The sequence below is a fragment of the Bradyrhizobium sp. USDA 10063 genome (genome assembly GCF_054063735.1).
The window spans coordinates 7,926,152-7,947,881 of the sequence record NZ_JBSSGP010000002.1 but is presented as its reverse complement, the minus strand read 5'-3'; the positions used below and the strand labels follow the sequence as shown (position 1 = coordinate 7,947,881).

The 21,730-nt window shown below is 60.1% G+C and carries 19 protein-coding genes and 3 pseudogenes; 8 read left to right on the top strand and 14 right to left on the bottom strand.

What is annotated here, in order from left to right:
- Nucleotides 1–148: 148 nt before the first annotated feature.
- Nucleotides 149–697 (bottom strand): annotated as a pseudogene (locus tag ACVJGD_RS39435) (IS630 family transposase); the annotation flags it as partial.
- Nucleotides 698–736: 39 nt separating this feature from the next.
- Between ACVJGD_RS39435 and ACVJGD_RS39430 the strand changes: the two are divergent.
- Complete coding sequence (locus tag ACVJGD_RS39430) at nucleotides 737–1,027, top strand: LexA family protein (RefSeq protein ID WP_456639203.1); 291 nt, start codon at nucleotides 737–739, stop codon at nucleotides 1,025–1,027.
- Nucleotides 1,028–1,587: 560 nt separating this feature from the next.
- On the opposite strand, the gene ACVJGD_RS39425 is transcribed toward ACVJGD_RS39430, so the two are convergent.
- Nucleotides 1,588–2,361 carry an IS3 family transposase gene (locus ACVJGD_RS39425; protein ID WP_456639202.1) on the bottom strand — a complete coding sequence of 258 codons (774 nt, stop codon included), beginning with the start codon at nucleotides 2,359–2,361 and terminating at the stop codon, nucleotides 1,588–1,590.
- A 170-nt stretch (nucleotides 2,362–2,531) separates the two neighbouring features.
- On the opposite strand from ACVJGD_RS39425, the gene ACVJGD_RS39420 reads away from it, so the two are divergent.
- The gene (locus ACVJGD_RS39420) at nucleotides 2,532–2,735 is read left to right on the top strand and encodes a hypothetical protein (protein ID WP_456639201.1); all 204 of its coding nucleotides are present in this window, start codon (nucleotides 2,532–2,534) and stop codon (nucleotides 2,733–2,735) included.
- A 12-nt stretch (nucleotides 2,736–2,747) separates the two neighbouring features.
- Here the strand turns inward: ACVJGD_RS39420 and ACVJGD_RS39415 are convergent.
- Nucleotides 2,748–3,820, bottom strand: a protein-coding gene (locus tag ACVJGD_RS39415; RefSeq protein ID WP_456639200.1) for an IS630 family transposase whose coding sequence is annotated in 2 segments (ribosomal slippage) — nucleotides 2,748–3,331 and nucleotides 3,331–3,820 — 1,074 coding nt in all. Because the reading frame shifts where the segments join, the coding sequence is not laid out codon by codon here.
- Between the two features lie 282 nt (nucleotides 3,821–4,102).
- A complete protein-coding gene (locus ACVJGD_RS39410; RefSeq protein ID WP_456637126.1) occupies nucleotides 4,103–4,801 on the bottom strand; it encodes a hypothetical protein in 699 nt (232 codons plus the stop codon).
- Nucleotides 4,802–5,319: 518 nt separating this feature from the next.
- Between ACVJGD_RS39410 and ACVJGD_RS39405 the strand changes: the two genes are divergently transcribed.
- A complete protein-coding gene (locus tag ACVJGD_RS39405; protein WP_456639199.1) occupies nucleotides 5,320–6,939 on the top strand; it encodes an oleate hydratase in 1,620 nt (539 codons plus the stop codon).
- A 176-nt stretch (nucleotides 6,940–7,115) separates the two neighbouring features.
- The gene (locus tag ACVJGD_RS39400; RefSeq protein ID WP_456637034.1) at nucleotides 7,116–8,885 is read left to right on the top strand and encodes an oleate hydratase; all 1,770 of its coding nucleotides are present in this window, start codon (nucleotides 7,116–7,118) and stop codon (nucleotides 8,883–8,885) included.
- A gap of 18 nt (nucleotides 8,886–8,903) precedes the next feature.
- On the opposite strand, the gene ACVJGD_RS39395 is transcribed toward ACVJGD_RS39400, so the two are convergent.
- Genes ACVJGD_RS39395 through ACVJGD_RS39380 form a run of 4 tightly spaced genes read right to left on the bottom strand, consistent with a single transcriptional unit; the run spans nucleotide 8,904 to nucleotide 10,726 of the window.
- Nucleotides 8,904–9,398, bottom strand: a complete 495-nt coding sequence (locus tag ACVJGD_RS39395; RefSeq protein WP_456637033.1) for an avidin/streptavidin family protein — start codon at nucleotides 9,396–9,398, stop codon at nucleotides 8,904–8,906.
- The gene (locus ACVJGD_RS39390; RefSeq protein WP_456640528.1) at nucleotides 9,293–10,117 is read right to left on the bottom strand and encodes an IS701 family transposase; all 825 of its coding nucleotides are present in this window, start codon (nucleotides 10,115–10,117) and stop codon (nucleotides 9,293–9,295) included. The genes ACVJGD_RS39395 and ACVJGD_RS39390 overlap by 106 nt, the downstream gene beginning before the upstream one ends.
- Nucleotides 10,041–10,361, bottom strand: coding sequence for a hypothetical protein (locus tag ACVJGD_RS39385; protein WP_456640608.1), 321 nt, complete (start codon nucleotides 10,359–10,361; stop codon nucleotides 10,041–10,043). Before ACVJGD_RS39385 ends, ACVJGD_RS39390 begins: the two co-directional genes overlap by 77 nt.
- Nucleotides 10,358–10,726, bottom strand: coding sequence for a hypothetical protein (locus tag ACVJGD_RS39380; protein WP_456639198.1), 369 nt, complete (start codon nucleotides 10,724–10,726; stop codon nucleotides 10,358–10,360). Before ACVJGD_RS39380 ends, ACVJGD_RS39385 begins: the two co-directional genes overlap by 4 nt.
- 61 nt (nucleotides 10,727–10,787) lie before the next feature.
- Between ACVJGD_RS39380 and ACVJGD_RS39375 the strand changes: the two genes are divergently transcribed.
- Nucleotides 10,788–11,072, top strand: a complete 285-nt coding sequence (locus tag ACVJGD_RS39375; RefSeq protein ID WP_456639197.1) for a hypothetical protein — start codon at nucleotides 10,788–10,790, stop codon at nucleotides 11,070–11,072.
- Here the strand turns inward: ACVJGD_RS39375 and ACVJGD_RS39370 are convergent.
- Nucleotides 11,005–11,874: an IS630 family transposase gene (locus ACVJGD_RS39370; protein WP_456640527.1), complete on the bottom strand. Its 870-nt coding sequence runs from the start codon at nucleotides 11,872–11,874 to the stop codon at nucleotides 11,005–11,007. The genes ACVJGD_RS39375 and ACVJGD_RS39370 overlap by 68 nt on opposite strands.
- A gap of 1,604 nt (nucleotides 11,875–13,478) precedes the next feature.
- Between ACVJGD_RS39370 and ACVJGD_RS39365 the strand changes: the two genes are divergently transcribed.
- On the top strand, nucleotides 13,479–13,772 hold the full coding sequence (locus tag ACVJGD_RS39365) for a PAN domain-containing protein (protein WP_456639196.1): 294 nt from the start codon (nucleotides 13,479–13,481) through the stop codon (nucleotides 13,770–13,772).
- A 974-nt stretch (nucleotides 13,773–14,746) separates the two neighbouring features.
- Nucleotides 14,747–14,905, top strand: a complete 159-nt coding sequence (locus ACVJGD_RS39360) for a hypothetical protein (protein WP_456639195.1) — start codon at nucleotides 14,747–14,749, stop codon at nucleotides 14,903–14,905.
- A gap of 555 nt (nucleotides 14,906–15,460) precedes the next feature.
- On the opposite strand, the pseudogene ACVJGD_RS39355 reads toward ACVJGD_RS39360, so the two are convergent.
- Nucleotides 15,461–15,577, bottom strand: a pseudogene (locus ACVJGD_RS39355) (ATP-binding protein); the annotation flags it as partial.
- 511 nt (nucleotides 15,578–16,088) lie between these two features.
- Between ACVJGD_RS39355 and ACVJGD_RS39350 the strand changes: the two are divergent.
- On the top strand, nucleotides 16,089–18,191 hold the full coding sequence (locus ACVJGD_RS39350) for a recombinase family protein (protein WP_456639194.1): 2,103 nt from the start codon (nucleotides 16,089–16,091) through the stop codon (nucleotides 18,189–18,191).
- Between the two features lie 6 nt (nucleotides 18,192–18,197).
- On the opposite strand, the pseudogene ACVJGD_RS39345 reads toward ACVJGD_RS39350, so the two are convergent.
- From ACVJGD_RS39345 to ACVJGD_RS39330, 4 genes and pseudogenes are all read right to left on the bottom strand, one after another.
- Nucleotides 18,198–18,341 (bottom strand): annotated as a pseudogene (locus ACVJGD_RS39345) (ATP-binding protein); the annotation flags it as partial.
- 110 nt (nucleotides 18,342–18,451) lie between these two features.
- Nucleotides 18,452–19,567 carry a tyrosine-type recombinase/integrase gene (locus tag ACVJGD_RS39340; protein ID WP_456639193.1) on the bottom strand — a complete coding sequence of 372 codons (1,116 nt, stop codon included), beginning with the start codon at nucleotides 19,565–19,567 and terminating at the stop codon, nucleotides 18,452–18,454.
- Nucleotides 19,486–20,448, bottom strand: a complete 963-nt coding sequence (locus ACVJGD_RS39335) for a tyrosine-type recombinase/integrase (RefSeq protein ID WP_456639192.1) — start codon at nucleotides 20,446–20,448, stop codon at nucleotides 19,486–19,488. The genes ACVJGD_RS39340 and ACVJGD_RS39335 overlap by 82 nt, the downstream gene beginning before the upstream one ends.
- Nucleotides 20,445–21,662 carry a tyrosine-type recombinase/integrase gene (locus ACVJGD_RS39330; RefSeq protein ID WP_456639191.1) on the bottom strand — a complete coding sequence of 406 codons (1,218 nt, stop codon included), beginning with the start codon at nucleotides 21,660–21,662 and terminating at the stop codon, nucleotides 20,445–20,447. Before ACVJGD_RS39330 ends, ACVJGD_RS39335 begins: the two co-directional genes overlap by 4 nt.
- Between the last annotated feature and the right edge of the window lie 68 nt (nucleotides 21,663–21,730).

The window sequence follows — 21,730 nt, the reverse complement described above, 5'->3', positions numbered from 1 at the left end:
GGTCAAGCCGCTGCGCGGCGGCCCTACGGGCCGGCCTTGACTTGATCTGCGCGCGCCTTCTCCAAAGCTCCAAGGTCGGGACGAAGAGCTGGTCTGCAATCGAACAAAGAGCTGACCAACCACCTTGACACACTCAATCCCCATGTGAGCAGACCAGCGGCCGCTCGGGATCCGGCGCTTCAGCATAGAGATCGAGCACGTCCTCCATGCGGGCGACGTATTCGCCGTCGACACGGGGAATGCACCACATGTCCCTGCGCCACGGCTTGAGGTCGTTCTCGGCCAGCCGGCGGCGCACGGTCTCGCCCGACAGGCTGTCGAGATCGGTGAGCTTGACCATCGTGTCGGCCAGCAGCGTCAGCGTCCAGCGTTTGCGGCCGGTGGGCGGCTTGGCGCATGCCGTCGCCACCAGCAGGGCCTCCTGCTTGCCGGTCAGCTTGCGCTCTGCGCCCGGACGCGACTCCTCGCTCAAGGCCCGCTCCAGATTGCCTTCCACGAAACGGCGCTTGGTCCGGCCGATAGTGGAGAGGCTGACACTCACAGTCCGGGCAATCTCCTCGTCGCGGCGCCCCCCGTCGGCCGCCAGCAAAATCTGCGCCCGCTTGAGCTTGCGGGCGGCATGCGTGCCGCCGCTCAGCATCGCCGTCAGTTCCTGTCGCTCGGCTTGGCTCAATGCGCCCCGGTATCGTACATTCATCGTTCGCCTCCCTGTCGGAGGCTCCGGACGAATCGATCCATGAGTCAAAAATCAGGCGCACGTTTCACCGAGAAGCAAGGCCACTATCTGGCTTTCATCTATACCTACTCGCACATGTTCGGACGGCGACCCGCCGAAACCGACATGCAGCGCCACTTCCGTGTCAGCCCGCCCTCGGTCCATCAGATGATCGTCACGCTCGAACGTAACGGCCTCATTCGCCGTCAAGCCGGCGCCCCCAGAAGCATCGAAATCCTCGCCGCCCGAAAACTTGCCGATCCTAAGCTGGCTCGGTATCAAACCGTCAAAATCACTCTGACGAGCTGCTAGCAATAAGCATGGGAATCTTGGAGTTAATGCGGCGAGCCGCGCGCAAGATGCAAGAAGAGTTGTTGACGTCGTCGCTGATCAGGGCCGCGCCGCACCAGGACTCTTGGGATGGGGCCAGACGGAGCTGGCGGAAGGATCGGGCATCTCGCGCAAGGCGATCGCCACGAAAAAGGGGCGTCGGCTCTCGATTGGTTGACGTCGCTCAGACTGGCACCCAGATTGTCGCGCTATGAGCCAGATCTGTTCGGGGGCGGCCTGTCAAACGACGCCACCGGCGCGCCCGCATGGCGGGAGCTGCCGGCGGAAGCCCAGGCGGCCCTCACGAGTTTGATGACACGGTTGATCCTCGACCATGCTGCGACGACGGCGACGCCGCGCGCAAAGGAGGTTGATCATGATCTCTGACAAGGTCAGGCCTCATCATTTGCAGCGCAAGGCGATTCTTTACGTGCGCCAATCCTCAGCCCATCAGGAGCTGCGCACTACAACACGCCATGCGGGACCGGCTGACGGCGCTCGGCTGGTCAGAGATCGAAGTGATCGATGATGATCTCGGTCGTTCAGCCGCTGGCGGGGTACAACGCGCCGGCTTTGAGCGGTGGTAGCGGAGGTTTGCCTCGGTAAGGTTGGTACGGTTCCCCAACTGTGGGGCGAGGCACACGATACGTGATGTCGGCCGCCCATACTTGGTTTGGCCGGTCGATCGTCATGTGGCGCAACAGATAGGGATAGATCTCGTGGCCCGGCGCCGTCGTGTTCGGCCTTGGTCCCAGCGCTGCGATGCACATCTTGCGCATCAACCGCTGCACGCGCTTGCGATTGACCGGAAGCCCCTCAGCCTTCAGCATCGCGGTCATTCGCCGCGAGCCCAGGAACGGCCAGGCGGTGAACAGCTTGTCGAGGCGCCGCATCAGGGCAAGGTCGTTGGCCGGCCGTGGCGGCCGGTAGACCCCAGAGCGCGCGATGCCAAGCAACATGCATTGCCGGCGGATCGACAGCGTCATGTCGGCGCGATCGAGCATTCCTCGACGGTCCGGCGTGCTCATCTTCCGGACCTCCGCGTAAAAATCGCGCTCGACTGTCAGTTGTCCAATCTTGGCGTGCAGCTTCTCGATCTCGCGTTCGCGAGCGTCGTCGCTCTCCCGCCCGCCCCCCGCGTCAAAGGCCCGGGCCGCCTGTTCCAGCAGTTGCTTCTTCCAGGCATAGATCTGGTTCGGGTGAACTTCATAGCGCTGGGCCAGATCGGCCACCCTCGCCTGCTCCCGCACGGCTTCCAGCGCGATCTTTGCCTTCTGTGCCGCGTCAATCTTGCGTCTCGTTTTCGGCGTCATCATGCGCTCCGTCTATCAAACGGAGCAGCCCCTTCCAACTAAGCACATGGTCCCAAAATCGGGGTCCGTTTCAGAGGAATCTACCATCCTCAGGGCGTCCACGAACGGGAGCAAGCTCCACTGGCGATACTCGACGGATTGCGGAAGATCCTCACCGCCCGGCGGCATTGCCGATGGCTGTAACGCAACTTCGGACAAATCCCGATTTTTCGGCCGCGCAGCCGGGGCTCATGCGCAAGGCCGCCCATGCCTACGATGAAGAAAACGGTGCGCTCAAGGTGGGGCAGGTCAAGGTCAGTGACGGAGGGGAAATGGTGGAGTGTAGCGTTAGAAAGCCCGCCGCAAGGAATGCAGCATCAAAGGCTGAAGGCGGTTGATAATACCAATCCTCAAATTGATAGACCGATGTAGGCCCAATCGCGGAGCGCGATTGACATGATCTTCCACGGCTGATCGATGAGAGCGCTCCAGGCGTAACAGCAGTGATCGACGATGTTGTCATAGGATTTGAAGACGCGGTTTGACAGCCAATTTTGGCGCATGAACTGCCAGATATTCTCCTGGCTGTTCAGCTCTGGCGAACGCGGCGGCAACGGCATCAGCGAGATGTTGTGCGGGATCTTCAGCTCCTTCGCTCCGTGCCACCCGGCCTGATCGAGGATGACGATGGCGTGGACGCCAGGGCTGACCTTGCTTGCGATCTCGTTGAGATGAAGCTGCATGGCCTCGCTGTTGCAGAAGGGCAAAACCAGTCCCGCGCCGGTTCCGAGCTCCGGGCACACCGCACCGAACAGGTAGGTCGATTGCGTGCGTTGGTCGTGAGCGGCCCGCGGTCGCGATCCCTTTCTAGCCCAGCGATAGGTGAGCTTGTTCTTCTGCCCCACCCGCATCTCATCCTGGAACCACACCTCTACCGGCGTGTCCGGCGCAAGGCTGCTGCGGATTTCCTCCACGCGAGCGTGGAAGTTTTTTTAAATGCCTCGATCGCCTCGCCATCCTGCTTGTACGCTCTCGGCCGGGTGGCGCTGACGTGTGAGAAGCCGAGGTCCTTGAGGGCTCGATAGACCGTATCGTCTGACACGGAGATGCCGAACTCCTCATACAGCCGCATGATCAGGTCACAGGCCCGCCAGCGCACCACGCCATGGATGGGCGGAGTCGGCCCTTCGTCCACGATCCGCGCCAGAAACGCCCGGTGCTCCGTGTTCAGCTTCGCCGGCGCACCTGGCGCGGGAACATTGATCAAGCCATCAGGCCCTTGCGCGTTGAATCTGATCACCCAGTCGCGAAGCGTCTGCCGGTCCATCCCGCCGACCTTGGCGGCCTCCGCCCGAGATGCCCCATCGAGCACCGCAGCGATCGCCAGAAGGCGCCGGACCTGATCGCTGTCCTTCGCCCGCCGCGCGAGCCGGCGCACCTCAACTGCTGCAAAATCCGTTCGAACCGCAATCGGCTGGCCCATGGCAACTCCCTCCAGTTGCCATGTTGAATCATCGATCCTCTGATTTGGGAAGGCCCGCCGTGAGTCAGCACCTCAGCGGATTGGTATAAGCTGGAGGATCTCACGGAAGCAAAGATCGACGAAATACCGTTCCTGCAAATCACGGTTAGGCGAAAATCGCGGCCTGATAGCTAGACCGACAGAGGCTTGGCGAACCAGGACGCAGCCGAGACGTGGTTGGAGCAGAATGACCCGGAGGGCCTAGATTGGCACCTTGATTGACGCAAAATATTGATTGCCCTTCTAATACTTTTCAAATCCAACCATTTTCATCCTCCAGCAATTGACGCCTCCCTTATCGTTGCGATGGATGAACATCTTCCGAATTGAGGTTTCGAGGTTTCTGCGCTCGATCCCGGCCAGGAACGCAATATCGAGCTGACGCGTCTGAGTGAACTTCTCAACCACCACCTCAGTCGGATTGCAGGACGGTAGCCTTGCGGCAATCGGGTGCGTGACATGCAGATCCTCGATAAAGTAAAAGCCACCAGGCTCGACGATGGGAAACAGCTTCGCTAGAGCGAGCTGTTGGTGGTAAGCGGCGTGCGAAGCGTCATCGATGATGATCCTTACGGGCGGGAGTGAGCTCGCAAGACGTTCCAGGGCTAGCGCATCACCCATATCAAGGCGCTCGAAACGGAACCGGTCCATCTTAAACGCGCTGAAATCGGAAATGTCGCAGCCGACAATCTCGGCTTTGGGAAAGAACTCCAGCCACATCTTAATGGATGGAATGTCGTCGACCTTGCGACCGGGCAGTGCATCGGGATCAAGAGAGCCATGCCCGTGCTGCAATCCGATCTCGATCATCGTGAAAGATTCGTGCCGGAATTCCTCGAACAGAAAAGAGTAAAAGCTAGTGTAACCATGGGCGTAGGCAACCTCACTTCCCTTGTCAGTTCCGAGGGCATTGGCTCTTTCCGTCAAATTCGGGGCGCTCATTGCAACGTCACCTATTCTTGCAGGGCCATCACACGGTGAACGGCTTTTTCATTTCAAGGCGCGTGCCAAACGGCCGGTGCTGATTTCTTTTTCGTATTCCCAGCTGGTTGGCGCATCTCAACTGCGGCTCCCTTCTGTTGCTTCCCGTCTCATCTGCTGTTCGGTTGAACACCCAAATGTTGGAAACCTGACAAGCCAGCTGACGTCCCGCGGCTTGGCGGGAAACATTGGTCTTGCCTCCCTTCAGGCAAGCCCTGACCAGATTCGCACTTGGCACGGGCATTGCTGGTTATGAGCGGCTCAGTCGATCTACAGATCATTCGGGGGCGCTGTCGCCTAAGTGAAGAGCGCATGCGAGGGACATCCGATGTCACGGCAGCACTCCGGAAGCGCCTTCGGCGGCGCAAGCTTTGCACTATAGATGGCGGGAGTTCCGCTTTTGCGATCGGATTATCTGACATTCCATCGGCTGATTGAAGCAGGCTCCATGTTCCGACCAGTCACCTCCGGAGAACCTCATGCCCTCTGCGTCCCCCTCGCCCGGCGTTGATCCAGCGGCGCAGAGTGCTCCCTGCAATGCCTACCTGGTTGGCACCGGCATCGCCGCCTTGGCGGCAGCAGCGTATCTCATCAAGGAGGGCGGGCTATCAGGCGACAATATCGTCCTGTTCGAGGAGACGGAACGGTTCGGAGGCAGCCTCGACGCACATGGCGATGCGAGCAAGGGTTACGTCATGCGCGGCGGACGCATGTTCGAAGAAAAGTTCAACTGCACCTACGACCTGCTCTCCTTCATTCCCTCGATCAGCGATCCTGCCAAGTCGGCGAAAGACGAACTAATGGATTTCCATCAAGAGTTTTTCTGGAACGACAAAGCGCGTCTGGTTTGCGGCGGCGAGATCGTCGATGTATCCGATCTGGGTTTCAGCAAGAAAGATCGCCTCGACCTGCTAGCCCTTTGCATGGCATCTGAATCGGCCCTCGACGCTCGAACCATCCAGGATTGGTTCAACCCTCATTTCTTCCGGAGCAACTTCTGGTTCATCTGGTGCACAACCTTCGGGTTCGCGCCTTGGCACAGCGCGGTCGAGTTCAAGCGCTACTGCTTGAGGTTCCTGCATCTGTTCTCGACCATTGACACCATGGCGGGGATCTACCGAACCCGGTTCAACCAGTTCGATGCTATAGTCCGTCCGATCGTTGCCTGGTTGACGGCGCAGGGCGTGCGGCTAGAGATGAGCGCGGAAGTGACCGACATCGATGTCACCATCGAAGGCGGCCAGAAGACCGCGACGCGTCTGTACTACCGGCAAGGCGGCGAGGACCGCGCCATCGACCTGGCGGAACAGGATTTGGTGTTCGTCACCAACGGTTCAATGACCTCGGATACCAGCTATGGGTCAATGGAGACGGTCTCACTGCTGAGGACTAAGCGAAGCGGCGGTTCGTGGAAGTTGTGGGAACGCTTGGCTGCCAAAAGTCCGGACTTCGGTCGCCCCGCCGCCTTCGTCTCCAATATCGCCCAGTCGAAATGGGAATCCTTCACGGTCACGGCCGACGACCCGACCTTCTTCGATCGGCTTGAAATCTTCTCCGGCAGCAAGGCTGGCAAGGGCGGCCTGGTAACGATCAAGGATTCCAGTTGGCTGCTGACCGTCGTCCTCAATCATCAACCGCACTATTACGAGCAGCCGAAGCATGTTTGGGTCTGGTGGGGTTATGGTCTCTTCCCGGACAGGCCGGGCAACTTCGTGCGCAAGCCGATGTCGGAGTGCACGGGCCGCGAGATCTTGATCGAGCTGCTGATGCACCTGCGATTCGCAGAGAGCATTGCGCACGTTCTGGACACTTCGCGCGTCGTGACGGCGATGATGCCCTATGTCACGGCCCAGTTCATGCCGCGCACGGAAGGAGACCGCCCGAAGGTCATTCCCATCGGATCACGCAACCTCGCCTTCATCGGCCAGTTCTGCGAGATTCCCGACGACGTTGTCTTTACCGTCGAATATTCCGTCCGCGCGGCCCAGATCGCCGTATTCGGATTGCGCGGCGTCAAGCGTCCCATCTCACCATTCTACAAGGGCCAGCATGACCCTCGTGTCTTCTTGGATGCCTGGAACACGCTGTACCGCCGCTGATCGACGACACAAAACAAGGACCGTGTCATGGGACGCGTGAACGAAAAAGTCATTCTGCCGACTGGCGGGGCTCGCGGGATGGGTGCGGCTCACGCTTGCCTACTGGTCGCCGAGAGGGCGACAAGTTCAGTTATGTCACCGGGAGATCGTCCAATCCAATCGGATAGATTGTTGCCATGTATTACAGCAGCGGAAATTACGAAGCTTTTGCCCGCCCCCGCAAACCCAACAGTGCGGACAACAAGACGGCGTGGTTCATCGGTGCGGGCCTGGCGGCGCTTGCCGGCGCGGCCTTCCTGATCCGCGACGGGCATATACGTGGGGACCGGATCACCATCCTCGAACGGCTGAAACGACCAGGCGGGGCGCTCGATGGTAGCCAGGAGCCGGAAAGGGGCTTCGTGATCCGAGGCGGCCGCGAGATCGAGGATCATTTCGAGTGTCTATGGGATTTGTTGCGGTCGATCCCCTCGCTGGAAATCGAAGGCGCCAGCGTGTTCGACGAATTATACTGGTTGAACAAGGATGATCCGAACTACTCGCTGCAGAGGGCGACGGTGAGCCGGGGACAGGATGCGCATACCGACGGCCTCTTCACGCTGACGGACAAGGCCCAGAAGGAGCTGCTCGCCATCTTTTTGGCTAGCCGTGAGGAGATGGAGAACAAGCGCATCGACGAAGTGTTCGGGAAGGAGTTTCTGAGCAGTAATTTTTGGCTCTACTGGCGGACGATGTTCGCTTTTGAGGAATGGCATTCCGCCCTGGAAATGAAGCTCTACCTGCACCGGTTCATCCACCATATCGGCGGCCTGCCAGATTTCAGCGCACTGAAGTTCACCAAGTACAACCCATACGAATCGCTCGTTCTGCCGCTCTGCAAATGGCTGGAGGAGCAGGGCGTCGCCTTCCGCTACGGGGTCGAAGTCAGCGATGTCGATTTCGAGATACAGCCCGGATGCAAGCAGGCCACACGCATCCACTGGCTGGAGGGTGGCGTCGCGGGCGGAGTCGATCTCGGCACCGACGATCTTGTATTCATGACGATCGGGTCGCTGACCGAAAACTCGGACAACGGCGACCATCACACGCCTGCCAGGCTCGACGAAGGCCCGGCGCCCGCCTGGGATCTGTGGCGGCGTATTGCGGCCAAGGACGTCGCCTTCGGCCGCCCCGACGTGTTCGGCGGCAATATTCCTGCAACCAAATGGGAATCGGCGACGGTCACGACCCTGGACGCGCGCATTCCGAAATATATCGCCAAGGTCGCCAAACGCGATCCGTTCAGTGGCAAGGTCGTCACGGGAGGGATCGTTACCGCGAAAGATTCGAGCTGGCTGCTTAGTTGGACTGTAAACCGCCAGCCGCACTTCAAGCACCAGCCCAGCGACCAGATCGTCGTCTGGCTCTATGGCCTCTTCGTCTACAAAGCCGGCGATTTCGCGAAGAAACCGATGCAAGCCTGCACAGGCGAGGAGATCACGCAGGAATGGCTCTATCACCTCGGTGTGCCTGTTGAGGACGTACCGGAACTCGCCGCGACGGGTGCAAACACGGTGCCGGTGATGATGCCCTACGTCACCTCTCTTTTCATGCCGCGGCGGGCGGGTGACCGGCCAGATGTTGTGCCTAAGGGGGCCGTCAATTTCGCCTTCATCGGGCAATTCGCGGAATCAGCCGAGCGAGATTGTGTCTTCACGACCGAATATTCGGTTCGCACGGCGATGGAGGCTGCCTACACACTTCTCCCAATCGAACGCGGTGTACCGGAGGTGTTCAACTCGACGTATGATATTCGCAAGCTGTTTGCCGCGATCGGCAGACTGCGTGATGGCAAGGAAATTCAAATTGCCGAACCGGCGTTCCTACGCAAACTATTGCTGAAGAAGATCGAAGGCAACCGAGCTGTCACGGGCCAGCCAACGCGCCTTAAGCCCCCGCCATCATAGTGCCGGTTCGCTGTTGGTCTACCTCTTCGTAAAGAGGTCCCCGCCGATCATTCTGTGGAAGTTCCAGTCCGACCCTACATAGTACAGCTTCCAGCGAGTTGGAATTGTGTCACCGGCTATACGGCCATTCCAGATCGTGATTGTTCTGCAGTTCGGCGCTGTGGGTGATGTCCAATTGACGTAGAAATCTATTTTGCTCGTCGCGACCTTACCCGCCATAGCGTAAGGCTGTCCTCGGCAAGAAAATCCAGCCGCGTTATTCACATACGTTCCTGTGAAATTGCCTGTCAATGCGTCCAGCGTTTGGATCGAAAGGACCGAGCCTCTTTGGTTCACCCATATAGACGGGGCTGATAACTGCGCGTGAGCCGGCAGCGATACGACGGCAAAGCTTGACTTTGGCCGAATTAGGCAGCGTGGGCGAGAGCGTCCTGCATGCGGTGCCAGATATGGCGGGGAATTTCTATGGCATCTCGGTGAGGCCGGGACATGAAGGAAATTTGATGAGCCCATATTTCGCGTCGGACCGCCGCGATCGCATCGCCGAAGGTGAGGACTGATTTCGGATACCAGGCGGTGGTTCTGGGCTTGAGCTTGCGCGCCTTTGCGAGGTCGTGCGTCCATAGTGTGACGAGGGAATACAGGCCGAGCAAGATCGGCGTGGTCCGCAGAATGGCCTTGTCCGACCACTGGCGCTGGGTCTCGACACCGAGGTGAGCGCGAGCTTCCTCGAAGGTGACTTCAAGCTGCCAGCGGCTGACGAACCAGGCGAGGATGTCGTGCGGCTTGGCGTTGAGGTCGGTGGCGAGGAATGCTTGCGGTTCGAGTTCCCCGATCGGATCACGGACGAGGAGCCAACGGATGGGCAGCGGCTTGACGCCGCTTCGATACCAGAGGGCGGTACCGGTAGCGATCTCGACGAGGCGATTGGTTCGGCCATTCCAGAGGCTGATGTGGCAGCCCCGCCAGCGGACCTTGCGATCCTTGACGACGGCGGACAGCTTCTTCTGCGCCTTGCCTTTGATCGGCGGCCGACCGCGGCCCTTGGGTTTTGGCGGCGGGAAGTCGAACAGGTTGGCGTCCATCCGCAAGCGGGTGACGACGCAGACACGGCTGTGAATGGCGGCGAGGAATTCGACGGCCGCAAACGCACTGTCAGCGACGAGCACGATAGAGCGTCCAGGAAGCCAGCGACTGATCTGCAAGACGGCTTGGCGGGCCCGGTCGAGCAGGGTCTTGGGCTGTCTCGGTCTGCCGGCATAGAAGCGTTTGGACGGGGCCAGCAGGGTCAGAAAGGAGGAGCGCCATGATGCGGTCGGCCCATGGCACGCGCACCAACAGCATGGCGGACAGCCAGCGCAAACCGCTGGCCTTGACGAAATGCCCCTTGGAGGAGCGGACCGGATCACGATAGATGCCACGGGCGCTGATCTTGGTGCCCCAGCGCCGCTCGATGGTGTCATCGAGCCCGATCACCCGGGCCGTGCGCGGGCACCCAGGCTGCGGACCAGCACGACAAGGAGACGTCCTGCGGCCGCCCGCGACGACCATGCCGCACGGTTGAGGATGCGGTGAAAGGTGCAGAAGTCGGGCTCGCGATCTCGCCCCAGAAAGCGCAGAGCCGCCGCGACGGTGCGCCGGCCAGGCGCCAGGATAGCGCCGGCCAGCAGCAACGGCACGTGCGACCAGGTTGGGCGCGTGAACACGTCGGCAAAGCCGGCCAGCCGGGCCACAAAGCGAGGTGGGAGCGGATCAGAAGAACTGGGGAGAAGACGGGACGGTTGCATCGCATCCGTAGAATCGGCGCGGTGAATCGCGGCAATCTTGCCGGTGTGCGACAAATTGAATCGGCAGGTTCATGCATCTTGGCATGCCCATCGGTCGTCGCGCACATTGACCGTCATGTCCAAGCCCGACCCCGTCCTTGCCCAGATCGCGGCCCAGTTCACGCATCACAACGTGGAAAAGCGCGGCAGCGCCTATACGATTCTCGATCGCCGCAGCTCAAATCCGATTGCCCGGCTGCGACCGATCCCAGATACCGACCGCTTCGAGCTCTTTTATTGGTCGAACGTCAAAGATCGTTGGACGCCCTTCGGCAACATGGGGCGCATGAAACTCATGTTGACCAGCGCTCACGAGATCGTAGAGAACGATCCCATGTTCCGCATCGCGCGCGGTCGATAGACCCACGCCAAAATTGGCAAAAGTCAAGCTTATGAGTGGCATAGTTGTCCTGGATCAGATGGACATCGAGTTCCTTGGGCGTTTCGCGGTCGATCTGCTTCAGGAATCTCAGCCATTCGACGTGGGTGTGGCGCTGCTCGGTGCGCGTGATCAGCTTGCCTTTCATCGCATCGAGTGCGGCAAACAATGTGATCGTGCCGTGCCGGATGTAGTCGTGGGTCATCGTGCGGGGGCGTTTCGGCGCAAGCGGCAGACCGAGCTGAGTACGCTCCAGAGCCCGGCATTGGCTTTTCTCGTCGCAACATAACACCAGAGCCTTGGCCGGTGGATCGAGATAGAGCCCGATCACGTCCCAGAACTTTTCTTCGAATTTTGGATCGTTCGAGAGCTTGAACGTCTTCACGACATGCGGCTTCAAACCGTTCTTCGACCAGATACGCTGCACGGTGCTGTGCGATATACCGGCGTGGCGGCCCATGCTGCGCACGCTCCAGCGCTTGCGGCTCTTCGGCGGACGCGTGACTTCGGCGACAACACGCTCGATTTTCTTCTGTGGTATCGACGGCTTGCGCCCGCGACCGACCTTGTCATTGAGACCGTCGAGGCCGTGGGTCTCGAAGCGCGCGGACCATGTCGACACCGTGGGCATCGATGTCTTCAACCGCTCGGCGACACTCTCGATCTTCAGTCCTTCCAGACGCAGCAGGATGATGTTCGCTCGGAAGCGGTCACGATGCGCACTGGTCGACGCCTTGGTCCTGCGCTGCAATTCCGCCCGCACCTCCTCACTCGCAGTGATCATCTTGACTGGCCGCGCCATCCCTCAGCTCCCGCTTGCCTGCAGCAACCATTTATTTAAACTGATTTGCGAGACAGAACACTAGGCGGCCCCCTTAAAATACGGTGATTCCGGAGGGCCTGCCGACGCTGTCCGGTGTCTTCGACACCCGGAGGTCATTTAACCCTTCAATCCGCGCTATTTTCAAATGCAAGCCATTGCAGGTGAAGGGATCTCCTTTTGTCGACGGATATATAGCGGATTCCTACTAGCTTTTTCATATGCCCCGAGCGCCGCGCTACGGGAAGGCCGATGACGGATGGCGTCGGTGGTGTCGCGGATGAGTCGGGCGCGGGCGATCGTTCGATGTGCACACACGTAACGGGATCGCACATCCTCAGGAAGGGCCTTTAATCGCAATGGTCGCGAAATGAAGATGACTGGGGTACGAAAAGGAAGAGGTGCCCCACGGGGCTTCGTCATTACGCCGCTCTGTCAACTTCGTACCCACGAGTAAGCCATCACTACGATGACAACGATCGTAAGGGTAATCAGGACTGGGGACAGCATCGAAGCCTTCCGGCATTCCGTGCCCTACTTAGAAGCTTAGCGCTTGATGGTGAAAGAAGCGCGTGGACGGCCGCCACTTGAAATCTGATTTCCGCTGTTGAAGATTACCTCAAGAACGGCACATGCCGCTTTGATCCAAATCAACCAGCGGTACGGCGCTCGCGCCGCGCGATGCCCCGAGCCAACGATTGCCGGGCTGTGTAGGCCACCGAACTCACAACCGACCTTGTCGGATATGACGCAGCGCCGATCGTCAGCCTTGAGACAATTCCTGCACGTGACGCGACGCACGATTCAAGCGTCTCGACGAGACTTGTATCAAGCGCTTGCAGAAGCGCCGCAATTTCAGTGCGGCACGCCGCTTGCTTCGTGCAAGGAGCATCACGAAGCAACCGGTGATGTAGGGGCGGACCCAGCGCGTGTACCCAGCGCATCTACTCTGCGCCGGGTCCGCCTCTTCTACTCTCTGAACCCGACCGGCACGAGCCGGCATGAAATGGCATGTTGGGACGGGTGCCACTCCGATCGCACTCGCTCACTTAGGAGCATCCGCTGCGTCCCTAAACATGCGGAAATCAGATTCGATCGTGAGGAGTAGCTCTATGATTGAAACGGAAGCTCCTTTCGCAATTGGCTTGATCGGAGCTGCTGCCGCCAACGGACCTCCGAACGGGGGGCGCCGGTATCCTGGGCAGCAAGCAGGCGGCTCCGGCCCGCAGGTCCTCCGAAGCCGCGGTGCCGGAGCCGTCCCCTTCTCTTGGTCGCACGAAAGCACGACAACTCGCCGCCTCAAGCTGACGTAAATCCTGCAAAGCCCATATGACGGATGCAGAGCCGGCGACAAACAGGAGGACACAATGTCCCGCTATCGTGCATCACTGGCCCAGCCGTGCTCGATTGCCAGTGTGAGCCCAGCGGCACCTATCTGCGGCCATGCTCAAACCGAGGCTCCCTCCCCGCATCTCTCGCCGCAGGTGCGCTGGCAGGCGAGCTTCTAACGAACAAAAATCAGATCAGTGCACACAGATCAGTGCACACCATGTAGGAGGATTAATGAGATGAAAGCCCCCCTCGTCGCTTTGGCGCTAGCTCTCCTTAGCGCTCCGGCCCTCGCCCAGTCCATCGAGTATGGGAAGGACCGGTTAGGCGCCGATATCGGCAGCTTCTCTCTGCCGGCGAACAGCGTTCCTGAGAACTGCCAGGGTGCTTGCCAGGCCAATTCGGGCTGCGCGGCGTGGACCTTCGCCCGCAGTGGCTGGCAAGGTGCAACCCCGCGCTGTTGGTTGAAGAACGCGGCGCCGGCACCAACCGACAATTTCTGCTGCGTGTCCGGCCATAGGCAAGCGCCGTAGCAGCTTGCATGAATGGGCGAGCGGACGATTCTGGGTGCAAGCTTGCCGCATGCACGTTCCTCCAGCATCATCTCGCATAAGTCGGGCAAGTCAACCGACCGCCGTCTCAGCCAGCTTGCCCGCGATGCGCCAACGTTCTCCGATCTCGTTCGCGGCCGCCCCTCCGCGATGCCCCTACCGGAGGCGACACGGCGCCTCTGGTGGCTACCGCTCCGCCGCTCTACGCCCCCAGCCCCAGCGGTGGAGCGGATAGTCGCTTCCCAGACCCAGAGCGCTTACCGCGGCAGCAGACAACGACCAAGAACCCGGCCAGTGCATCACATGGCCCCGTTGGACGTGATGATGGATAGCGCAGCATGATCAGGAAAATCATGTTCACGCGTGCGACTCGGATAACACGCCCGGCATTTTGAGGGCGCCCGTCACTCCACCGGGCGAGAAAGGTTGGCGGACGGAACTAGGTCGCGGCGAATTTGTTCCAACTGAAACAGCTAGAGAACCTTCAACGGGCTGCCTGGTGCTCCGGAAGTTCGGACGGTGAAGGAAGCCAAGCAGTTTCAGAAGCAGGCGGAAGGGGCTGAGCGCATCGGCCGAAGGAGGAAACGTGACGTCAACCTTCAGGTAGTGCTCACCCCGGTGCACACCTGTGCGCCCCCGTGGGGTCTCCGCATTCTTACTGACGCGAATTTCATTTCCGCGTAACAAGATTTGGCTTTTAATCGCCGTATCCAATTACGTGATCATATTTGCGAATTAGCCCGGCAGGCGTGTCTGCCGGGCTTTTCGTGGCATGCCCAGTCTGCCGGTCCCCCGGCGGCGGGCCGCTACGCGCCGCCGGTGCACATGATCAAGCTGACCGAGAAACTGGAGATCAACTGGATATCGGTCGTATCAGCACGATGGCAGAAATCGAAACATTGCTAGAGGGTCAATTGCAGTCTCTCGGCAGGAGTGTTCTCCGGGGAGGCGGCAGCGTGAAGACCGGCGATGCCAAGGCCCACGCTGTCGAGCAATACAAGCAGTTCAATGAGAGGCGCCGAGCTGTTCGCCAAGCGCAGGTGGACGAGGCTATTGCTCGACTAAAGCAGCAGGAGAAGGCGCTGCCAAAGTCGAAGGGACAACGCGAAAACTGATCTGTGTCCGCGGGGACGATCGCCCTCCACTCGGGAGTCAGTCCCACGATCCCCGACTGATAGTCTCGACCAGTCGCGTCTCGCCTTCTTGGAATAGGCGGCTCAGCTCGCCCCGTCATCGGTGACTTCAGCATCTCTTCGCGGGGCCTGCTGAGTTCGGAAGCGACCTGATCGCCGATACTATTCGTCCTTCAGCTTTGCAGCGAGCGACAGACCTCGGGGGCCCCTGATGTCATCATGAGTACAGACCCGCATGAGCTTGATCGCCCCTCCCGAAACGGCCTTATTGCGGATTCCAATGATCGCGCGCAGGTATTCCAATCTGATGCCGCGCAGCGTTCCAATCTGATCGCGCGCATGTGAAGCCCCCGATCGTTAAAGGCAATTGGCACTATCGTTAGCCCGCGGTCAAGCGGCTGCCGAAGCGATCAGGTCTCATGTTTGATGGTGTCGCTCGACGGAGCGAAGCTGACTGGACGCGCACCCCCAACGGTGCCGTAGCGGCCAGTCAGCTTCGCGGGCGGCAGTCGCAGTCTTCATCGGCCGACGATGTAATCAAGGCCGAGGAAGAGCCGGCGGGCGACGCATGGAGTCACCGTTCAGTTCGAGCTTGTGAGCGTTGTGAAGCAGGCGATCAAGTATGGCATCAGCGTAAGTTGGGTCGCCGAACACGACAGAGTACCCCTATTTTGGAACGGGTCGTGTCTCACGTCACGATCACCGACCCGCATCATTTTCTGTTGGGGCCCCGGCTTGAGGTGCTGAAGGAGCGGTCGGGGCGCGGTCCCGCCTACGTCGTTGTCGCGCTGCCGGACGGACGGCGGCGGGGGGTTCGGATCGCGTCGACGGACCTTGCCGAGACGTCGATCGCTTCCCGCCCGAACGCGGCCGATCTGCCACGCATCAGTGTCCGTACGCTGATCCCATTGATGCAACATTTGGGCGCGAGTCTGAACCTTCTCGACGAGAAGGTGATTCGCGATGCCCCACCGACCGCTTCCAGGTCGCGTTGCGTATCGACCCCTGCCGACGTTGGCAAATCCACCCGGCCGTCCGACGGCCGACATTCCGCGCCTGTGGCCGAATCTGTCGACCGCGACGCAAACCCAGATCGCTCAAATCCTCGCCACACTGCTGCGGCGAATGCAAGCGGTTCCCGGCGCGCCCGGAAGGGGACTGGGTCGTGCTGATCAGCTCGAACGCCGCTGACGGGCGGCTCACGACCGCACACCGGGCCAAGTTGGCCTATGTTTACGTGCGGCAGTCATCCGTGAACCAGGTGCGCCAGCACCAGGAGAGCACGGAGCTGCAGTACCGCCTCGTCGATCGCGCCATCGGTCTGGGCTGGCCGCCGGAGCGCGTCCAGGTCATTGACGAGGATCTGGGCAAATCCGGTGCTGGCGGCGTGGATCGTCATGGTTTCCAGAAGCTGATTGCCGAGATCGGCCTTGGCAACGCCGGGCTTGTGGTGAGCCTCGACGCTTCGCGCCTGGCCCGCAATAACCGGGACTGGCATCAGCTTCTCGAACTGTGCTCGGTGTTCGGCGTGGTCATTGCGGATGGCGAACGACTTTACGATCCGCGCGCCTATCACGACCGCCTGCTGTTGGGCTTGTCCGGCATCATGAGCGAGGCGGAGTTGCATCAGCTTCGGATGCGCCTTCACCAAGGCGAACGCCAGAAGGCGGCGCGGGGCGAACTGCGGCTGCCGCTGCCAGGCGGGCTCGCCTATGATCGAGCGGGCACAATTGTTCTCAATCCCGATGAGGAGGTGCAGGCCCGTCTTCATCTGGTGTTTGCCAAATTCCGGGAACTGCAAAGCGCGCGCCGTGTGATGCGTTACCTGGACAGGAATGGATTGTCCTTGCCGGTTCGGCCGCTGCTTGGACCATCTCCACACGAGGTCGTCTGGCGTGCGCCAGATAGTGCACGCGTCCTTAATATCCTTCAGAATCCGGCCTATGCTGGGGCGTATGTTTATGGCCGCCGGCAAAAGGATCCGAGCCGATGCCGGCCGGGATCGCTGACGGGAACGGTCAAGGTGGCGATCGCGGATTGGGCGGTTTGCCTCCACGCCGCTCACCCAGGCTATATCAGCTGGGAGGAGTTCATGGTCAACCAGGGGCGACTGGCAGATAACGTCTGCCGCTATGAGGCAGGACACTCTGGCGTACCGCGCAAGGGGGCAGCCCTGTTACAAGGAATTGCGGTCTGCGGTCGTTGTGGACGGCGCATGAGCATGCGCTACACGGGCCCGCATGCCGACTATCCGGTCTATTGCTGCCGCTCGGATCGGGACCAGCAAGGCAGTGCAATGTGCCAGGAAGTCCGGGCCTTGGCGGTTGACGCGCTGGTTGAGCGGATAGCCCTCGATGCCCTGGTGCCAGATCAGATTGAGATCGCACTCGCAGCCGCGGGCCAACTGGAGCAGGAGAGCCGTCAGCTCGAGCGCCAGTGGGCGCTTCGCGTGGAGCGCGCCCGCTACGAGGCCGAGCGCGCTCGGCGCCAGTATGACGCCCTAGAGCCCGAGAACCGTCTTGTGGCGCGCTCACTTGAGCGGGCTTGGGAAGAGAGGCTGCGTGTCGTCGAGGCGGTCGAGCAGGAGCATGCGCGTTGGCGCGCGCAAGAGCCGCTTCTGATTGGCCCGGCGGAACGCGCAGGGCTACAAGCGCTCGGCGAGAACCTGCCGCGGATTTGGAACGCGGCCACCACGTCGGCAGCCGATCGCAAGCGCATTCTGCGATTTGTGATCCGCGAAGTCGTTCTTGATCAGAAGCGGACCCGAGGTCAGGTGTGGCTCAAGATCGTCTGGCAGACCGGCGCAACCAGCGAGCATCACGTGCAACGGCGCGTTCAGACCTACCGCGACTACATCGACATTGATCGGTTGCGGCAACGGATCGTCGAGTTGAACGCTGAACACAAGATGGATGGCGAGATCGCGGCAATACTCAATCAGGAAGGCTTCGTCGCGGCCCGAGCCTGCGCCTTCAAAGGCGAGAATGTCTGGCTGTTGCGGACCCGCTGGGGCATTCCTACCGTCAAAATCAACGGCGTGGACAAGAATCCGATGCGCTGGCCCGATGGGAGCTTCTCGATTCAGGGCGCCGCGGCTCAGCTCGGCGTAACCCCGCAAACGGTGTTCGATTATCTCGCGCGCGGATTGCTGGCAGGTCGTCAGTTAACCAAAGGCCAGCCATGGCAGATCGAGCTCTCAGACGACCAAATCCGTCAGCTTCGCAAGCGGGTACGACGCACCAAGCGTTCGAAGAAGGAGGCATCATGAACTCATCGGCTCGTTTATGAGCTCATGCCATTTGGCAATTGGGAGCTGGCTGGTGACGAGTGTTGATCGACGTCCGTAGCGGTCTTCAAGGATTTCGAGCAGATAATGACGGGCATTGGCGTCGATAGCCTTTAGGCCCCAGTCGTCCAATCACGTTGAGCTCAACGTGATTGGACTTATGTGCAGCGCGCAGTGATGTGGAGTTGAGGGTTGACAATCAGCGCTGGTCCGGTTTTTGACAGCCCCCAACTCCACATAATTTACCCTGTAGGTAATAGCCTTCTCAACCAATCAACAATGTTGATCGCCGCAGAAGAGACGTGCCCGGCGCGAGGCGGTGAGAGGATCTCGGGGAACACCTGCATAAGCGCTTGGCGTTTTAGATCGATGTCCGCCCTTGCATAGGTCATGGTTGTGTTCAGCGACGAATGCCCAAGCCATTGGCTGATGGTCGCGAAGTCGACTCCCGCCTTCAGGAGAAAGATGGCGGTCGTGTGCCGCAAGGAATGGGGATGGATCCGCTTCTGCTGCAGCGTGCGGGTTGCGTTGGCTCCGGCCGTGATGTGCTTCTTGAGCAGGTAACGAACGCCAAAGCGGGTCAACTTGTTGCCCTGGCGGTTCACGAACAGCGGAGCGTCGCGGCCTCCCGAATGAGCAACACTGTTCGACAGTTCTTGCAGAAGTCGTGCGGTTTGCGGCCAAACTGGACACAATCGCGTTTTGTCGCCCTTGCCGCGCAGCCAGACTTGATGAGGAGGATCGGTGCGGATGTCGCACAGCCGCAGATCAAGAATCTCCTGAACGCGAGCACCCGTGTTGAGCATCAGTGCGAACAACGCATAGTCGCGCTTACCCGCTGGCGTGGAGCGATCGATCGATTTGAGCAACGCTTCGACTTCCTGCGGCTCAAGGTATTCGATCGGCTTGCTCCGCGCGCCGCGTTTGAACGGTACGCCTAGCACGCGCTGCAGTTCGGCGAGATAGGCGGGCTGTTCGGTTGCGAGAAAGCGAGCGAACTTATGCAGCGCCGCCAGCCGCGCATTGCGAGTGGCTACTCCATTGTGACGCTCGGCCTCCAGAAACGCCAGGAAGTCCTGAACCTGCTTCGCCGTGAAATCTACGAGATCGAGATCCTCGATAGCCTTGGCCGTTTGCGACGAAGTAAAGCGAAGGAACAGAACGATCGCATCCCGGTAGTTGCGTATGGTGTGCCCGCTGGTACCCCGGAGCGTCGGCAGATACTCCCGGAAGAAGCGCTCGATGCTCTTGCCGAGCTCGTTAGGTCTTTGGGATCTCATGCGGCACCTCCTGTGATGAGGTGGCCGAAATGCCTCTCGAGCCGATCGCTGGCCGCAGCAGAAAGTTGTGGAATCCAACGGAGGTAATAGGTCGTCGAAACAATTGAGACGTGCCCCATGTACATCGCAAGCTTTGGCAGATTGGATTGGACATCCGCCCCTTGCTGGTACCATCGCAACAGCGATCCAACGGCAAAGCTATGGCGAAAGTCATGCACCCGCGGGATTCGCCCGTCGGGGCCCCGAACGTTGGCGACTTGGAATAGCGTTTGGACGCCTTCCCGCAGGCCGGTACCTGTGTAACCGCGCACGCGCCCCTTGGTATTGCAAAGCAAGGGTGAATCCGCCGAATGGCTCAGAGGTGATCGAAACCGCTTCCTGAGGTACAACCTCAGCTCCCGACAGGCATCCGGCGACAACGGGACGATCCGCGACTTGTGGAACTTCGACGCACGAATGTGCAAAATGCCATGGCGGGCATCGACGTCGGCCAAGGTGAGACGTAGCAGTTCGCCCCTACGGAGCCCCGCGGTGTAGAGCAGGACCACGGCAAGTCGCATCACCGCTGGTCGCAGCGGCGAACTTGATGTCGGAGCCAAACGATCGGCTATGGCCAACATCCTGGCGACTTCGGCCGCCCCAAAGATGACCGGCGGTGCATGGGGGCTACGACGTGGGAAGCGATTGATATCCGGAACGAAGCAACTTGGCTCGGTACGCTGACGATAGAGACAAAAGTTGCGCACGATACGCTGGCGATTGCGCCGTGTGCTTGCGGAAAGATGACCTTGTGACACGCACCATCCCTCGAAGAGCGCTTGATCGAGGTCAGTACAGGTGTTCTTCTCCATAAATAGACGCAGAGCGTCGATTACATAGCCGCGCCCAAGTGAACGTTGCCTCTGCAAATAACGGTCAACCACTTGGTTGAACGGGCTCGCCGATAAGGTCGCGCTCATGCTGCGTCCTCCTCGATGCCGATGGTCGCCGTTGGCAGAGGAAGCGCGACCTCTCGCAGGGCCCCGGTCTGCAGCCGGAGATAGACACAGGTGCTCTCCAGGGTGTGGTGACCCAGCAGATCACCGATCACCTTGACGCCGACACCACGATCGAGCAGACGCATCGCAAACGAATGGCGCAGGCAGTAGGAGGATGTATCCTGCAGCGGCAGACCGCTCTGACGTGCGCGCTTCTGGTAGAGATCGCCTATGGCGTAGTGCGTGAGGGGACCTACCGGGGTGCTTGCGCGGAGGAAAAGTTCACGATGCGCCCCGCCGGGCCGGCCGCGGCGCAGATAGCGCCTGAGAATGCGTATGGTTTGTTCGGCTAGAGGAAGCGCGAGATCTGATCTGGTCTTGCACTGCTTGACGCGGAGCGTACGGCTATCCCAATCGATTGAACCAAGCGTCAGTGCGATGATCTCGGAGGGCCGCAGGCCGTAATGCGCCATCAAATGGAGGATCGCATAGTCTCGCCAGCCAAGCCGCTCCGATCGGTCGATGGAGCGCAGCAGCCGCTTTACAAGCGGCCAAGCCAGAGCTCGAGGCGGTCGTTCACCTCGGTAGGCGCGCGGCGCGTCAATTGCGTCGAGCCGTTGCCGGATCTCGCCCTGGTCGAAGCAAAACCTAAGAAAGGCACGAAGGCGAGCGACAACGTGCTGTAGGGTTTGTCGCTTAAGGCGCTGCGCTTTGGTCATTACGAACCGATCGACTGTGGCAGCTGACAACGCATGCAGCGGGGCGCCAGCTGGCAAAGCGTGCGCGAGCAAGCTCTTCACTGTTGCGATATGCTGTTCCAGGGTCGCGCTAGTAAGACCACGCACCTCCGATAGATGCCATCTGTAGCGACCAAGAAGTGCTGAGAACGGCTCTGGTATTGGTTCTTTGACGAACAGCCGTCTCGCGATGAGAAAACGTTCAACGGCGCGTCGGGTGCCTTGCAATGATGCGGGGGCAAATGCCTGCGACAAGACCACTCCTGAAACGCCGCTATCGCAATCAAGCCGCGCTGAACACATCCGGTCGAGAGCTTCTTTTAGGCCTCGTACGTGGTGGCAGGCCGTAGATCGGGCGTAGCCAGCCGAGATGAGCCAAGTAGCGAAATCTTCCAACAAAGTGCCATTGGGCGATGCCGTGTAACCCGCGTGAACCTTCCGGAATAAGTGTTCGAGCATGGTTGCCTCCTTCGGATGAACGAGAGAGAACCACGCTACCGTCGTCAGTTATGTTGAGTAGGGACGGT

Coding starts and splice junctions, on each gene's coding strand:
- ACVJGD_RS39430 (WP_456639203.1), top strand. CDS start 737: ATGAGTCAAAAATCAGGCGCACGTTTCACCGAGAAGCAAGGCCACTAT.
- ACVJGD_RS39425 (WP_456639202.1), bottom strand. CDS start 2,361: ATGATGACGCCGAAAACGAGACGCAAGATTGACGCGGCACAGAAGGCA.
- ACVJGD_RS39420 (WP_456639201.1), top strand. CDS start 2,532: ATGGCTGTAACGCAACTTCGGACAAATCCCGATTTTTCGGCCGCGCAG.
- ACVJGD_RS39410 (WP_456637126.1), bottom strand. CDS start 4,801: ATGAGCGCCCCGAATTTGACGGAAAGAGCCAATGCCCTCGGAACTGAC.
- ACVJGD_RS39405 (WP_456639199.1), top strand. CDS start 5,320: ATGCCCTCTGCGTCCCCCTCGCCCGGCGTTGATCCAGCGGCGCAGAGT.
- ACVJGD_RS39400 (WP_456637034.1), top strand. CDS start 7,116: ATGTATTACAGCAGCGGAAATTACGAAGCTTTTGCCCGCCCCCGCAAA.
- ACVJGD_RS39395 (WP_456637033.1), bottom strand. CDS start 9,398: ATGGGCTCATCAAATTTCCTTCATGTCCCGGCCTCACCGAGATGCCAT.
- ACVJGD_RS39375 (WP_456639197.1), top strand. CDS start 10,788: ATGTCCAAGCCCGACCCCGTCCTTGCCCAGATCGCGGCCCAGTTCACG.
- ACVJGD_RS39370 (WP_456640527.1), bottom strand. CDS start 11,874: ATGATCACTGCGAGTGAGGAGGTGCGGGCGGAATTGCAGCGCAGGACC.
- ACVJGD_RS39365 (WP_456639196.1), top strand. CDS start 13,479: ATGAAAGCCCCCCTCGTCGCTTTGGCGCTAGCTCTCCTTAGCGCTCCG.
- ACVJGD_RS39335 (WP_456639192.1), bottom strand. CDS start 20,448: ATGAGCGCGACCTTATCGGCGAGCCCGTTCAACCAAGTGGTTGACCGT.
- ACVJGD_RS39330 (WP_456639191.1), bottom strand. CDS start 21,662: ATGCTCGAACACTTATTCCGGAAGGTTCACGCGGGTTACACGGCATCG.